Source organism: Mycobacterium sp. DL (assembly GCF_039729195.1).
Classification (GTDB): Bacteria; Actinomycetota; Actinomycetes; order Mycobacteriales; family Mycobacteriaceae; genus Mycobacterium; species Mycobacterium hippocampi_A.
The window spans coordinates 5,300,274-5,314,626 of record NZ_CP155796.1 but is presented as its reverse complement, the minus strand read 5'-3'; the positions used below and the strand labels follow the sequence as shown (position 1 = coordinate 5,314,626).

Below are 14,353 nucleotides of genomic sequence, written 5' to 3'. Positions count from 1 at the left end.
GTGTGCTGCGCTTTGTCCCGCGCGTGATTGAGCCTCGCACTACGGTGGGTATAGGCGCGAGGACTGCAAACGGCGCAGTCGACGAGACAGCGAACAACACGAGCGTCCTGTGCCGCGCGGGATGTTCTCAAGTGGTAGGGAGAAGCCAAGTGACCGCCGGTCGTATCGAGATCGATGACGTTCAGCCGGTGGTGTCCGGTGGACGGTTTCCCGCCAAGGCGGTCGTCGGCGAGGTCGTGCCGGTCACCGCCACGGTGTGGCGTGAGGGCCACGACGCGGTCTCGGCCACGTTGGTGGTGCGCTACCACGGTGCCGGATATCCCCCGTTGGCCGACGACCCGCCGGGGCGGGTCCGCGCACCTCAGCCGGTGCCGATCCAGGATGTAGTGAACCCCACCCCACGGGTTCGGCCCATCACCGCACCGATGGCTCAGGGCCGCACCCCCGACGTGTTCCACGGCCAGTTCGCCCCGGACGCGGTCGGGCTGTGGACCTACCGGGTCGACGGGTGGGGCGATCCGATCGCCACGTGGCGCAAGAACGTGACCGCAAAACTCGAGGCCGGTCAGAGCGAAGGCGAGTTGTCCAACGATCTGCTGGTCGGGGCCAAACTGCTGGAGCGCGCGGCCACCGGCGTGCCCCGTCAGATGCGGTACCCGGTGATCGCAGCCTCGGACAGGCTTCGCGAACCCGGCGACCCGTTCTGGCGCGCCGGCGCGGCACTGGCACCTGATGTCACCGAGCTGCTGGACCAGTACCCGCTGCGGGAGTTGATCACCCGCGGCGAGCAGCACGGTGTCTGGGTGGACCGCCCGCTCGCCCGCTTCAGCTCGTGGTACGAGTTCTTCCCGCGATCCACCGGCGGCTGGGACAGCGCCGGCAATCCCGTCCACGGCACCTTCGCCACGGCGACCAAGGCGCTGCCCCGGGTGGCCAGGATGGGATTCGACATCGCCTACCTGCCACCGATACACCCGATCGGGAAGGTGCACCGCAAGGGACGCAACAACAGTGTCACCGCGGGACCCAACGACGTCGGCTCCCCGTGGGCGATCGGCAGCGACGAGGGCGGCCACGATGCGGTGCACCCCGCGCTGGGCACCATCGAGGACTTCGACGAGTTCGTCTCCGCTGCCCGCGACCACGGCCTCGAGGTGGCGCTGGACCTGGCGCTGCAATGCGCACCGGACCACCCTTGGGCCCGCGATCACCCCGAGTGGTTCACCGTGCTGCCCGACGGCACGATCGCCTACGCCGAGAATCCGCCCAAGAAGTACCAGGACATCTACCCGGTCAATTTCGACAACGACCCTGCGGGCATCTACGAGGAAGTACTGCGCGTCGTCTCGTTCTGGATGTCACACGGCGTCAAGGTATTCCGGGTCGACAACCCGCACACGAAGCCGCCGAACTTCTGGGCCTGGCTGATCGGCGAGGCCAAGAACATCGACCCCGACGTACTGTTCCTTGCCGAGGCGTTCACCCGTCCCGCACGGCTGTTCGGTCTGGCGAAGCTGGGCTACACGCAGTCCTACACCTACTTCACCTGGCGGACCGCCAAGTGGGAGTTGACCGAGTTCGGCGAGTCGATCGCCGAGCACGCCGACTACTCACGTCAGAGCCTGTGGGTGAACACCCCGGACATCCTCCACGAAAGCCTCCAGCACGGCGGTCCGGGCATGTTCGCGATCCGCGCTGTCATGGCCGCGACCATGAGTCCAACCTGGGGGGTGTACTCGGGATACGAACTCTTCGAGCACCGAGCGGTCCGCGAGGGAAGCGAGGAGTACCTCGACTCCGAGAAGTACGAACTCCGGCCCCGCGATTTCGACGCCGCGCTTGCCGATGGCGAATCGCTCGAGCCGTTCCTGACCCGGCTCAACGAGATCCGGCATCTGCACCCCGCGCTGCAACAGTTGCGCACCATCACGTTCCACCACATCGACAACGACGCACTGCTGGCGTTCAGCAAGTTCGATCCGGTCACCGGTGACCAGGTGCTCGTGGTGGTGACCCTGAACCCGTTCGGACCCGAGGAAGGCACGCTATGGCTGGACATGGCTGCGCTGGGGATGGAGCAGCAGGACCGCTTCTGGGTGCGCGACGAAATCACCGGAGACGAATATCACTGGGGCCAAGGCAATTACGTGCGCCTCGAGCCCTCCCGGGCGGTGGCCCATGTGCTCAACATGCCCCAGGTCCCCGCCGACCAACGACTGACACTGCTGCGTAGGGAGTGACGACGTGACCAAAGCGTCCAACCTGACGAACCGGATCGAGAGCCCACATCTGCGGCCCCACACCGCCGACATCAACCGGCTCCTCTCCGGTGACCACCATGATCCGCACTCGGTGCTGGGCGCACACGAGTACGACGACCACACGGTCATCCGTGCGTACCGCCCACACGCCGTGGCGGTCGATGCGGTGATCGGCGGACAACGCCACCGTTTCGACCACATCGAGTCAGGGCTGTTCGCCATCGCCGTGCCGTACACCAAGCTGATCGACTACCGCCTCGAGATCAGCTACGACACCGGCGGCGACACCCCGTACGTGCACACCGTGGCCGATGCGTACCGGTTCCTGCCCACCCTCGGTGAGATCGACCTGCACCTGTTCTCCGAGGGGCGCCACGAACGCCTCTGGGAGATTCTCGGCGCCCACCCCCGGAGTTTCACCACCGCCGACGGTGTGGTCGACGGTGTCTCGTTCGCCGTGTGGGCGCCGAACGCCAAGGGCGTCACGCTGATCGGAGAGTTCAACCACTGGGACGGCAACGAGGCGCAACTGCGTGCGCTCGGCTCGACGGGCGTGTGGGAGTTGTTCTGGCCGGGATTCCCGGTCGGCGGACTGTACAAGTTCAAGGTGCACGGCGCCGACGGCGTCGTCACCGAACGGGCCGACCCGATGGCGTTCGCGACCGAGGTGCCGCCCCAGACGGCCTCCCGGGTCACCCACAGCGAGTACACCTGGAACGACGACGACTGGATGGCCGGCCGCACGCTGCGCAACCCGGTCTTCGAGCCGATGAGCACCTACGAGGTTCATCTCGGCTCGTGGCGGCCCGGCCTGAGCTACACCGAACTGGCCGAGCAGCTCACCGAGTACCTGGTCGCTCACGGGTTCACCCACGTGCAGATGCTGCCCGTCGCGGAGCATCCGTTCGGTGGTTCGTGGGGTTACCAGGTCACCTCCTACTACGCACCGTCCTCGCGGTTCGGCACACCTGACGAGTTCCGTCACCTCGTCGACTCGCTGCACCGCGCCGGCATCGGTGTGCTGGTGGACTGGGTGCCTGCGCACTTCCCCAAGGACGCCTGGGCACTCGGCCGCTTCGACGGCACCGCGCTCTACGAGCACGCCGATCCGCGTCGCGGCGAGCAGCTCGACTGGGGCACCTACGTTTTCGACTTCGGCCGCGCCGAGGTCCGGAACTTCCTGGTGGCCAACGCGCTGTACTGGTTGCAGGAATTCCACATCGACGGCCTGCGTGTGGACGCCGTCGCATCGATGCTCTACCTGGATTACTCGCGCCCCGCCGACGGCTGGACACCGAACATCCACGGCGGTCGGGAGAATCTCGAGGCGGTGCAGTTCCTGCAGGAGATGAACGCCACCGTCCACAAGATCAACCCGGGCATCGTCACCATCGCCGAGGAATCCACGTCCTGGCCCGGCGTCACCCGCCCGACCAACCTCGGCGGACTCGGCTTCTCGATGAAGTGGAACATGGGCTGGATGAACGACACGCTCGAGTTCATCAAGCGTGACCCCATCCACCGCAGCTACCACCACCACGAGCTGACGTTCTCACTGTTGTACGCCTTCAGCGAGAACTTCGTGCTACCGATCAGCCACGACGAGGTCGTGCACGGCAAGGGCACGCTGTGGGGCCGGATGCCCGGCAACGACCACATGAAGGCTGCCGGTATCCGAAGTCTGCTCGCCTACCAGTGGGCACACCCCGGCAAGCAGTTGCTGTTCATGGGCCAGGAGTTCGGCCAGCGTGCCGAGTGGTCCGAAGAACGCGGGGTCGACTGGTTCCAGCTCGACGAGAACGGGTTCTCCGACGGCATCCTGCGGATGATGACCGACGCCAACGGCGTCTACCGCGGTAGCCGCGCGCTGTGGTCGCGGGACAGTCAGCCCGAGGGCTACTCCTGGATCGACGCCAACGATTCGGCCAACAATGTGCTGAGCTTCCTGCGATTCGGCGACGACGGCTCGATGATGGCGTGTGTGTTCAACTTCTCGGGCTCCGAGCACTCGCGATACCGGCTCGGTCTGCCGCATACGGGTAGTTGGCGCGAAGTCCTCAACACCGACTCCGACAGCTACCACGGATCAGGCATCGGCAACTACGGCGCCGTCGAGGCGACCGACGAGCCGTGGCACGGCCGGCCCGCATCCGCCGTCATGGTGCTGCCGCCCCTGTCCGCTCTCTGGTTCGCACCCGAACAGCCCTAGCGTCCCTGTCGCCGGAATTGCGTTCCAGCCGCGGAATCTCGAGTGCAGGGCCTCCGGAACGCAGTTCCGGCCGGGGCGCAGCGATCAGTACAGGGCGTTGGCGAGGTTGCGGCGGCCCGCGATCACCTCGGGATCGGCGGGATCGAACAGGTCGAACAGTTCGATCAGCCGGGTCCGGACGGTGGTGCGCTCGTCGCCCGCCGTGCGCTTGACCAAGGCGGTCAACCGCTGGAACGCAGCCGCGACATCACGTTGCAGGATCTCCACATCGGCGGCCGCGAACGCGGCGTCGATGTCCTCGGGCGAAGCGTCGGCGAGGGCCACCGCATCCCGCGGATGCGAGGTCGCCCGCTGCAGGAAACTGATCTGGCGTACCGCGCCCTTGGCCTCGACGTGGTTCGGGTCCGCTTCCAGGATCGCCTGGTAGGCCGTCGCCGCGGCGTCGAAGTCGCCGTTGTCGAGGTGCATCCGCGCCTGCTCGACCTCAGGGTCAATCTGCTCGGGCTCATCGGCATCGCCTGAGCCACTGAGCTTTCCAGCCGTGGCATCGAGTAGCGAGTCGATCCAGCGCCGCAGCTGCTCGGGTGGCTGCATCCCCTGGAAACTCGACAGCGGCTGACCGGCCGCCAGCGCGACAACCGTCGGAACCGCCTGCACGCCGAACATCTGGGCCACCCGCGGCACCGTGTCGACGTTCACCGTCGCCAGCGACCACTTCGGTCCGTCGGTGGCGGCCAAGCCGGCCAGGGCCTCGCCGAGCTGGACGCTGGAGTCACTGCGCGGCGACCACAGCAGCACCACCACCGGCACCTCGTTGGAGCGGACCAGCACCTCGGCCTCGAGGTTCGCTTCCGTGATCTCCAAGGCGCCCGGTGCGCCCGATGACGCACCCGGCGCCGTGGTGTCGCCGGCTGGGGCAGTGGCCCGTTGCTTGAGTGCTGACAGATCGACGGCACCGGCCATGGCAGGCGCGATCGGGGGTCGAGGACGTGTCACGCGACCAAGTCTGTCACGTCGTTTCGGGTGCCGGGCTCCCTGGTTGACCAGCGGGCGCAACCACGCCCGCCGAGGCCGTCGTCGGCCCCATCCGACCCGTCCGATCAGCCCATATGAGGAAGATCACACTGCCCAGCGGCACGATGCTTCCCAGCAATGCCAGCAACCATGTGACCAGACCCCACTTGTGGGCGATACCGACGAGTAGCGCCGCTCCGACGAACGCGACGAAGATCGCTCCGTGCACGGGACCGAAGACCTTCACCCCGACCTCGGTGCGCGGGGATCCCAGGTACTTGAAGTACATGCCGAGCAGCAGTCCGATCCAACTGACCGCCTCCGCGAAAGCGATCAACCGGAACCAACCCGTTCTACTGCGAACGTCGATTACGCCTGTCATGACCGCCATTGTGCCGGAAACCGACACCAGCTACTACGTTGCGTCGTTGAACGTGGCTCAGGGACGCCGCAGGACCAGGGCGTCGCCCTGGCCACCCGCGCCGCACAGCGCGGCCACCGCGTAGCCGGAGCCGCGACGGGCCAGATCCAGTGCCGCGTGAAGGGTGATCCTGGCGCCGGACATGCCGATCGGGTGCCCGATGGCGATGGCGCCCCCGTCGGTGTTGACCCGGTCGGGGTCGAGGCCGAGTTCTTTGGTCGACGCGAGCGCTACGGCCGAGAACGCCTCGTTGATCTCGATGACGTCGAGGTCGTCGAGACTGATGCCTTCCTTGGCGATCGCTTTGCGGATCGCGTTGGCGGGCTGGCTCTGCAGTGTCGAATCCGGTCCGGCAACCACACCGTGGGCACCGATCTCGCACAACCAGGTCAGACCCATCTCCTCGGCCTTCGCCTTGTTCATCACCACGACCGCACAGGCGCCGTCGGAGATCTGGGACGCCGAACCTGCGGTGATCGTGCCGTCCTTGCGGAAGGCGGGCCGCAGTCCGGCCAGCGACTCGGCGGTGGTGTCGGCCCGGATTCCCTCGTCCTCGCTGAACTCGACGGGGTCGCCTTTGCGCTGCGGGATCTTCACCGGCACAACCTCGTCGGCGTAGACGCCGTCCTTCCATGCGATGGCCGCCTTGCGGTGCGACTCCGCGGCGAATTCGTCCTGCTCGGCGCGGGTGAACTGGTCGACGTCGTTGCGTTGCTCGGTGAGCGCGCCCATGGGCTGGTCGGTGAACACGTCGTGCAGGCCGTCGTAGGCCATGTGGTCGAGCACCGTGACGTCACCGTATTTGTAGCCCGACCGGCTGTTCATCAACAGGTGCGGTGCCCGCGACATCGATTCCTGGCCGCCCGCGACGACGACGTCGAATTCGCCGGCACGGATCATCTGGTCGGCGAGCGCGATGGCGTCGATACCCGACAGGCACATCTTGTTGATCGTCAGCGAGGGCACATCCCACCCGATTCCGGCGGCCACGGATGCCTGTCGCGCGGGCATCTGCCCGGCGCCGGCAGAGAGCACCTGGCCCATGATCACGTAGTCGACGGCGGAGGCCGGAATCTTTGCCTTCTCGAGCGCGCCGGCGATCGCCACCGCGCCGAGATCACTACCGGAGAAGTCCTTCAGCGAACCCATCAACTTGCCGACCGGGGTCCGGGCTCCAGCAACAATCACCGACGTCGTCATGCCTACCTCCAAAGCGGTTTCCTGCGGCTCCGGTCAGGCTATACATACGTACCGACCTATTCGAAACCGATGTCATTAGGTTACCTTTGCGATATGACCGCCGAGCAGACTGACGCCCGTCCGGTACTGGCCACCGCGCTGGTCACCGCCATCGACCACGTCGGCATCGCAGTGCCCGACCTGGATGTGGCCATCAAGTGGTATCACGACCATCTCGGCATGATCGTGCTGCACGAAGAGGTCAACGAGGACCAGGGCGTCCGCGAAGCGATGCTCTCGGTCCGCGGCGCACCCATGGGCAGCGCCCAGGTGCAGTTGATGGCGCCGATCGACGACACCTGCACCATCGCCAAGTTCATCGACAAGCGTGGGCCCGGTCTGCAGCAACTCGCCTACCGTGTCAGCGACATCGACGCGCTCACCGAGCGACTGCGCGAACAGGGCGTCCGGTTGCTCTACGACGCGCCGCGACGGGGAACCGCCAACTCGCGGATCAACTTCGTGCACCCCAAGGACGCCGGTGGTGTCCTGATCGAACTCGTCGAGCCTGCTTCAGAGGGCACCGACCACTGACCGTCACGACCACTTCCGGGTGGGGCTCCGCGTAGCCCGGTTCGCCCAGCACGCGGTGTGCCAGTGCCTGCGGTCATCGACGTTTTCCGATGCACCGGCCACATCCGTCGGCCACACCACCACATGCGCTGTACCAGGCCTGATCTCGTGGTCACAGCCGGGACAGCGATAGACCTTCGTCGCCCTCGCCGCTGCCACCGGTCGGACCTCGTAGTCGTTGCCGTCGGCGCCCACCTCGATGCGCCGCGGCGCGGGCAGCGGATTCTGAGGACGTTTCGCCGCCCGCCTGCGCGCCATCAGAACAGCCGGAACTCGTCGCTGTCCATACCGCGCATCTTGTCGTAATCCAAGATGAGACACCGGATCCCACGGTCCAGTGCCAGGGTTCGCGCCTGCGGCTTGATCTGCTGGGCGGCGAACACCCCGGCCACCGGGGCCAGCAGCGTGTCGCGATTGAGCAGCTCGAGGTAGCGGGTGAGTTGTTCGACCCCGTCGATCTCGCCGCGGCGCTTGATCTCCACGGCCACTGAACGACCCTGATCGTCGCGGCAGAGGAGGTCCACCGGCCCTATCGGGGTCATGAACTCGCGACGGACCAATGTGTATCCCGCCCCGAGCAACTCGACGTGTTCGGCGAGGAGCACCTGCAGGTGGGCCTCGACACCGTCCTTCACCAGCCCCGGATCGACACCCAACTCGTGACTCGAATCGTGCTCGATGTCCTCGACGGTGATGCGGAGTTGTTCGCCGGCCTTGTTCTCCACCACCCACACCGGGGAGGCGCCACCGGCCTCTTCGACCAGCCAGCACGGCGGTGACATCCAGTTCAGCGGTTTGTAGGCACGGTCGTCGGCATGCACGCTCACCGAGCCGTCGGCCTTGAACAGCAGCAGCCGTCGGGCCGAGGGCAGATGGGCGGTGAGCCGACCGACATAGTCGACGGTGCACTGGGCGATCACGAGACGCACCCGCACCACCTTAAACGTCGAACAAGCTTGCAAACCCGCCCCTGTCACTAGGCTGACGCAACGATGACCGCGAACAGGACGACGGCTCAGCGCTTGGGCCGCGTGTTGGAACGAGTGACCAAGCAGAGCGGCAGGGTCGCGGCGACCCCGGAGTTCGGGTCCTGGATCCTGGGCCGGGTTTCGGAGAGCCAGGCGCGACGGCGGGTCCGCATCCAGGTCATCCTCACCATCTTCGTGGTGGTCGCGAACCTGATCGGAATCGGCGTCGCGACGCTGGTCGTCACCGTCGCGTTCCCCACGCCCAGCGTGTTCGAACCCGGGGTCCGCTGGATCACCGCCATCGTGGTGCCGATCTACCTGGTGACCGCTCTGGTGGTCGGGGTGTTCTGGGCGACCCGCCGGGTGATCAAGACCGTGCGGTGGGCGATCGAGGAGCGTCCTCCCACTCGCGAGGACCAGCGGAACACGTTCCTGGCGCCGTGGCGGCTGACCCGAGTCCTGTTGGCACTGTGGGGTCTCGGCACGATCCTGCTCACCACGCTCTACGGGTTGCATGACAGCGAGTTCATCGCGAAGTGGTTACTGGGGGTCAGCTTCCCCGGCATCGTCGTGTCTGCGAGCTGTTATCTGTTCACCGAGTTCGCGTTGCGCCCGGTCGCCGCCCAGGCGCTGGAGGCGGGTAAGCCGCCGCGACGCTTCGCCGAAGGCCTGATGGGCCGCACGATGCTGGTGTGGGCGCTGGGGTCGGGGGTGCCCGTTCTCGGCATCTTCCTGGCCGCCGCCATCACGTTGCTCCAGCGCAACCTGACGCCCACCCAATTCACCGTCGCGGTGATGATCCTGGCACTGTTCGCCCTGCTCTTCGGGGCCATTCTGATGTGGATTCTGGCCTGGCTCACGGTGACCCCGGTGCGGGTGGTGCGTAATGCCCTCAACCGTGTCGAGCAGGGCGACCTGGACACCAACCTGGTGGTGTTCGACGGCACCGAACTGGGCCAGCTGCAGCGCGGATTCAACTCGATGGTGCACGGTCTGCGGGAACGCGAGCGGGTGCGCGATCTGTTCGGCCGTCACGTGGGACGCGAGGTCGCCGCGCTCGCCGAACAGGAGCAACCCGAGCTCGGCGGCGAAGAACGTTACGCCGCAGTCATTTTTGTCGATGTCATCGGCTCCACGAAGCTGGTCACCAGCTTGCCGGCGGCCGAGGTGGTCGAGTTGCTGAACCGGTTCTTCGCGGTGATCGTCGAGGAGGTCGACCGCTACCACGGGCTGGTGAACAAGTTCGAAGGCGACGCGGTGCTGGCGGTCTTCGGAGCGCCTGTGTCACTGGAACATCCCGAGGACGAATCGCTCGCCGCGGCCCGGGCGATCGGCCGGCGGCTGCGCGAGGAGGTACCCGAATGTGAGGCGGGAATCGGCGTCGCGGCGGGCACTGTGGTCGCCGGCAATGTGGGCGCCCGGGAACGGTTCGAGTACACGGTCATCGGGGAGCCGGTCAACGAAGCGGCACGACTGTGCGAGCTCGCGAAGAACGAGACACTGCGACTGGTGGCATCAGAAGCTGTCGTGAGCAACGCGACCGAGACGGAGAGTGCCCGCTGGGGACTCGGCGACACGGTGACGTTGCGGGGCTACGACGAGCCGATCCGGCTCGCCACCCCGGTCAGCGAGGACTGACGGGCCGGTTCTGCTCCAGCCATCCCTGTGCCTCCTCGACGGCATCGGCCACGGTGCGGAAACGGACGGCCTCCAACTCCTTCTCGGAGCGGATCACCACACCGTCGGGATCCACGAGATAGCCCGCCTTGCCTTGCGCCCGCAACGCCGCGCTCATTCCCGACAGCAGAGCCCGTGCGGCATCGTCGATGTCATCGACGCGGGACACATCCAGGATCGCGACCTCGAAATCGTCGCGCTCGCGGTCGGCGACGCGCACCACCTGTTCGGCACCGCAGAACAGCAGATCGCCGTGGGTTTCGTAGACGCGGATGCCCTCACGCGGCTCGTACACGGCCCGCAAGGTGGCCCGCGAATCACGTGCCACCGTCAGGAAGTGCAGGCCCAGTTGCTCAGAGAGGCTGCGGCACACCTGGACTCCGCGAACGCTGTTGCCTTTGTCGTCGAGCAGAGGCGAGTACACGCCGATGCCGAGTTGCCCGGGCAGCACGGCGACGATGCCGCCGCCCACACCGCTCTTGGCCGGCATGCCGACTGCGCTGACCCAGTCGCCGGCGGCGTCGTACATGCCGCACGTGACCATCACCGAGAGCGTGCGCTTGACCACGTCAGGGGTGCTCACCCGGCGGCCGGTCTGCGGATTGACACCGCCCCGGGCGAGGGTCGCACCCATCTTGGCGAGGTCGGTCGACGTGACGCGCAGCGAGCACTGTCGGTAGTACACGTCGAGCACCTCGTCGGGATCGTCGTCGAGCATCCCGAAGCTCTGCAGCATGTAACCGATCGCGCGGTTCCGACTGCCGGTGGCCTTCTCCGACGCGTACACCTGGTCGTCCAACTCGAGTCGGCGACCGGCGAACGACGAGTAGAAATCCTGGATCAGCGCGAATCGTTCGTCAGGACCGGCCGCCGGGATCAGCGACACCGCCGCGATGGCCCCCGCGTTGATCATCGGGTTCTTGGGCTTCTTCGTGGCACGGTCCACACTGATCTCGTTGAAGGCCTCACCGGACGGTTCGACGCCGATCTTCGCGTCCACGGCAGACGCGCCGAGCCGATCCAGTGCCAGCGCGTAGGTGAAGGGTTTGGAGATCGACTGAATCGTGAATTCCAGTGCTGCATCGCCAGATTCGTAGATGAAGCCATCGGCCGAAGACAATGACATTCCGAAGCCGTCGGGGTCGACACATGCCAACTCGGGGATGTAGTCGGCCAGCGCTCCCCCGGTGTCACCGACATGCTCCTCGCGGATGCGATCGAGGTATCGCTGCACCAGTTTCGCCACGCGTTGGAGTATGGAGGGTCTACCCCCCGGTTGTCATCATCCGGCCGCTTCTCTAACGCCGGGCCGGCCACACCGGGGCGCCGAGTTCGCGCGAGACCGTGCGCGCGGCGTCGCGCAGCGCATCGATGTCCGCAGGCGCCATCGGCCATCGGGCAGCGGGAACGACCAGGCCGATCGCACCGACGGCCTCGCCGGACGAGTCGAAAACAGCTGCAGCACTGGCACATTCACCGATCACAGCTTCCTCGATCTCGTCGGCGATGCCCGTGGCACGCACCGTGTCGAGTTGGGTGGCCAGCACCGCGGCGTCGACGATCGTCTCACCGGTCATGCTGCGCAACGGCCCCTGCGGAAGCTCGCCGGAGGCGAACGCCAGCAGAGCCTTGCCCAGCGCACTCGCATGGGCGGGAATCACGATGCCGACCTCAGGCATCTGCCGGGTACCGTCGGGGCGGGGTTCGTGGCCGACGACGACGATCTCGTCGAACAACAATACCGCCGTCCGCACCGCACAGCCGGTGCGACGGGCCAGGCCTTCGGCCCAGATCGCCACCCGCGCACGCAGTTCCAGCGTCTCCAGGTACACATTGCCCAGGCGCAGCGTCGCCGGCCCGAGACGGTAGCGGCCCGAATCGAGTTCCTGCTGCACCATGCCGTGCGCGAGCAGTGTGCGAATCAGACCGTGCACGGTCGACGGAGCCAGGTCGATCGCTGCCGCGATCTCCCCGAGGCTCATCCGCCGCCCACCCTGGAGCACCGTGAGGATGCGCAAAGCCCGATCGACCGCCTGGATCATCTGCCCCCACTTCCCTCCGGCACCCCTTGTGCCACTCGCAGCATAAGCGTATGGTCCAGATCACATTCGACATTATCGAATGCAATCCGATATCGCCGACAGGTGAACGGTAGTGATCACAAACCGGCGACCGTGCTTACTCAGAGGAGAGCAGTATGGATGAGCCTTCACTCCCCCAGAAGCTTGCGGCAGAAGCGCTCGGCACGGCGTTTCTGGTGTTCGTCGGCGTCGGCGCAGTACCGGCCACCCTGATCGTCAACGGGGACGCCCCCTTCACCATGGCGGACCTCGGGATGATCTCGCTTGCGTTCGCCACCATCGTGGTCGCGACCATCTACGCGCTGGGCCACATCTCCGGCAACCACATCAACCCCGCGGTCACGCTCGGGCTGGCCGTCACCGGAAACTTCCCGTGGTCACGGGTGCCCGCCTACATCGGTGCGCAGGTCCTCGGCGCGATCGCCGGCGCCGCCGCGATCATCGGCGTGCTGGGGATGGCCGCCAGCGATGTGGGACTCGGCATTGCCGGCTATTCTGCCGAAACCGCATCGATACAGGCCTTTTTCGCTGAGTTCGTGGGTACGTTCATTCTTGTGTTCACCGTTTTCGGTGTGATTCACCGCAAGGCGTCGGCGGGGTTCGCCGGCGTGGCGATCGGCCTGGTCGTGTTCGCCGCCATCATCCCCGTCGCACCCACCACGGGCGCGTCGATCAACCCGGCCCGCACCTTCGGCCCGATGTTCATCCAGCAGCTCGCGGGCGGGGACGTGTCATGGGGCCAGCTTCCGGTGTACCTCGGCGCGGAATTCCTGGCCGGCGTCGTGGCCGCAGTGACGTACGTGGCGATCTCGCGCACCCGCGCCGACTCCGATCCCGTGAACCCGGTCGCCGTCACCGCTGAACCCACCCCCCAGACCACCAGCGCAGCCTGAGGAGGCACCGCCATGAAGAAGCTCATCAACGACCCCAACGACGTCGTCGCAGAAGCACTGCGCGGCATGGCACTGGCCCACCCGGAACTGCGCATCGACCAGACCAATCGGATCATCTACCGCGGCGACGCCCCGGTGGCCGGCAAGGTGGCGCTCATCTCCGGCGGCGGCTCGGGGCACGAACCACTGCACGGAGGCTTCGTCGGTGCGGGAATGCTGGACGCGGCGTGTGCGGGTGAGATCTTCACCTCGCCGGTGCCCGATCAGATGCTCGAAGCCACCAAGACCGTCAACGCCGGCGCCGGCGTCCTGCACATCGTCAAGAACTACACCGGCGATGTGATGAACTTCGAGATGGCCGCCGAACTGGCACAGGCCGAGGGCATCGACGTCGAATCCGTCATCGTCGACGACGACGTCGCCGTGCAGGACAGCACGTACACCGCCGGCCGCCGCGGCGTCGGCGCCACGGTGCTACTGGAGAAACTGGCCGGCGCGGCAGCCGACCAGGGCCGCAGTCTCGCCGACGTCGTCGGCGTGGCCCGCCGGGTCAACGAGGCGGCCCGCAGCATGGGAGTGGCGCTCACGTCGTGCACGGTGCCTGCCGTGGGTCATCCGACCTTCGAGCTGCCCGAGGACGAGATCGAACTCGGCATCGGCATCCACGGCGAGCCGGGTCGGCAGCGAGTGCCGCTGCAGTCGGCGAAGGCGATCGCGGAGATGATGGTCGAGCCCATCCTGGCCGATCTCGACTTCTCCTCCAGCGCAGGGGTCATCTTGTTCGTCAACAGCATGGGCGCGACCCCACCGCTCGAGCTGTACGTCATGTACTCCGAGATCGCGGCGATCCTGGAGAAGGCCGGGGCGACCGTGGCCCGCTCCCTCGTCGGGCCCTACATCACCAGCCTGGACATGGCGGGCTGTTCGGTGACCCTGCTGCGCGCCGACGACGATCTGCTGCGTCTGTGGGATCACCCGGTCAACACACCCGCACTGCGAAAGGGTTGCTGAATGAGC

13 protein-coding genes are annotated in these 14,353 nt (G+C 66.6%); 6 read left to right on the top strand and 7 right to left on the bottom strand.

What is annotated here, in order from left to right; translation table 11 throughout:
* Window positions 1-149 precede the first annotated feature (149 nt).
* Both ABDC78_RS25410 and glgB read left to right on the top strand, forming a co-directional pair.
* A complete protein-coding gene (locus ABDC78_RS25410) occupies window positions 150-2,240 on the top strand; it encodes an alpha-1,4-glucan--maltose-1-phosphate maltosyltransferase (RefSeq protein ID WP_178357190.1) in 2,091 nt (696 codons plus the stop codon).
* 22 nt (window positions 2,241-2,262) lie between these two features.
* Window positions 2,263-4,470 carry a 1,4-alpha-glucan branching protein GlgB gene (gene glgB / locus ABDC78_RS25405; RefSeq protein WP_218620300.1) on the top strand — a complete coding sequence of 736 codons (2,208 nt, stop codon included), beginning with the start codon at window positions 2,263-2,265 and terminating at the stop codon, window positions 4,468-4,470.
* Between the two features lie 84 nt (window positions 4,471-4,554).
* Here glgB and ABDC78_RS25400 read toward each other — a convergent pair whose 3' ends face one another.
* From ABDC78_RS25400 to ABDC78_RS25390, 3 genes are read right to left on the bottom strand one after another with little or no spacing between them, the layout of a single operon-like run.
* Window positions 4,555-5,466, bottom strand: a complete 912-nt coding sequence (locus ABDC78_RS25400) for a tetratricopeptide repeat protein (protein WP_178357192.1) — start codon at window positions 5,464-5,466, stop codon at window positions 4,555-4,557.
* A gap of 13 nt (window positions 5,467-5,479) precedes the next feature.
* The gene (locus ABDC78_RS25395; RefSeq protein WP_178357193.1) at window positions 5,480-5,875 is read right to left on the bottom strand and encodes a DUF3817 domain-containing protein; all 396 of its coding nucleotides are present in this window, start codon (window positions 5,873-5,875) and stop codon (window positions 5,480-5,482) included.
* Window positions 5,876-5,923: 48 nt separating this feature from the next.
* Window positions 5,924-7,105, bottom strand: coding sequence for an acetyl-CoA C-acetyltransferase (locus ABDC78_RS25390; RefSeq protein ID WP_178357194.1), 1,182 nt, complete (start codon window positions 7,103-7,105; stop codon window positions 5,924-5,926).
* Window positions 7,106-7,198: 93 nt separating this feature from the next.
* Here ABDC78_RS25390 and mce point away from each other — a divergent pair, with 93 nt between their 5' ends.
* Entirely contained in the window at window positions 7,199-7,678 is a 480-nt protein-coding gene (gene mce, locus ABDC78_RS25385) for a methylmalonyl-CoA epimerase (RefSeq protein ID WP_178357195.1), read from the top strand.
* Window positions 7,679-7,681: 3 nt separating this feature from the next.
* On the opposite strand, the gene ABDC78_RS25380 is transcribed toward mce, so the two are convergent.
* Entirely contained in the window at window positions 7,682-7,975 is a 294-nt protein-coding gene (locus tag ABDC78_RS25380; protein WP_178357196.1) for a hypothetical protein, read from the bottom strand.
* Window positions 7,975-8,646, bottom strand: a complete 672-nt coding sequence (gene nucS / locus ABDC78_RS25375; RefSeq protein WP_178357197.1) for an endonuclease NucS — start codon at window positions 8,644-8,646, stop codon at window positions 7,975-7,977. The genes ABDC78_RS25380 and nucS overlap by 1 nt, the downstream gene beginning before the upstream one ends.
* A 63-nt stretch (window positions 8,647-8,709) precedes the next feature.
* On the opposite strand from nucS, the gene ABDC78_RS25370 reads away from it, so the two are divergent.
* Window positions 8,710-10,323 (top strand): adenylate/guanylate cyclase domain-containing protein, encoded by a 1,614-nt coding sequence (locus tag ABDC78_RS25370; RefSeq protein WP_178357198.1) that lies wholly within the window; start codon window positions 8,710-8,712, stop codon window positions 10,321-10,323.
* On the opposite strand, the gene glsA is transcribed toward ABDC78_RS25370, so the two are convergent.
* Window positions 10,310-11,608: a glutaminase A gene (glsA, locus tag ABDC78_RS25365; RefSeq protein WP_178357199.1), complete on the bottom strand. Its 1,299-nt coding sequence runs from the start codon at window positions 11,606-11,608 to the stop codon at window positions 10,310-10,312. The two genes, ABDC78_RS25370 and glsA, sit on opposite strands and share 14 nt — an antisense overlap.
* A 52-nt stretch (window positions 11,609-11,660) precedes the next feature.
* Complete coding sequence (locus ABDC78_RS25360) at window positions 11,661-12,404, bottom strand: IclR family transcriptional regulator (protein WP_178357200.1); 744 nt, start codon at window positions 12,402-12,404, stop codon at window positions 11,661-11,663.
* 155 nt (window positions 12,405-12,559) lie between these two features.
* Here ABDC78_RS25360 and ABDC78_RS25355 point away from each other — a divergent pair, with 155 nt between their 5' ends.
* Both ABDC78_RS25355 and dhaK read left to right on the top strand, forming a co-directional pair.
* A complete protein-coding gene (locus ABDC78_RS25355) occupies window positions 12,560-13,336 on the top strand; it encodes an MIP/aquaporin family protein (RefSeq protein WP_178357201.1) in 777 nt (258 codons plus the stop codon).
* 12 nt (window positions 13,337-13,348) lie between these two features.
* A complete protein-coding gene (gene dhaK / locus ABDC78_RS25350) occupies window positions 13,349-14,347 on the top strand; it encodes a dihydroxyacetone kinase subunit DhaK (protein WP_178357202.1) in 999 nt (332 codons plus the stop codon).
* Window positions 14,348-14,353 lie beyond the last annotated feature (6 nt).

Coding starts and splice junctions, on each gene's coding strand:
- ABDC78_RS25395 (WP_178357193.1), bottom strand. CDS start 5,875: ATGGCGGTCATGACAGGCGTAATCGACGTTCGCAGTAGAACGGGTTGG.
- ABDC78_RS25390 (WP_178357194.1), bottom strand. CDS start 7,105: ATGACGACGTCGGTGATTGTTGCTGGAGCCCGGACCCCGGTCGGCAAG.
- mce (WP_178357195.1), top strand. CDS start 7,199: ATGACCGCCGAGCAGACTGACGCCCGTCCGGTACTGGCCACCGCGCTG.
- ABDC78_RS25380 (WP_178357196.1), bottom strand. CDS start 7,975: ATGGCGCGCAGGCGGGCGGCGAAACGTCCTCAGAATCCGCTGCCCGCG.
- ABDC78_RS25370 (WP_178357198.1), top strand. CDS start 8,710: ATGACCGCGAACAGGACGACGGCTCAGCGCTTGGGCCGCGTGTTGGAA.
- ABDC78_RS25360 (WP_178357200.1), bottom strand. CDS start 12,404: ATGATCCAGGCGGTCGATCGGGCTTTGCGCATCCTCACGGTGCTCCAG.
- ABDC78_RS25355 (WP_178357201.1), top strand. CDS start 12,560: ATGGATGAGCCTTCACTCCCCCAGAAGCTTGCGGCAGAAGCGCTCGGC.
- dhaK (WP_178357202.1), top strand. CDS start 13,349: ATGAAGAAGCTCATCAACGACCCCAACGACGTCGTCGCAGAAGCACTG.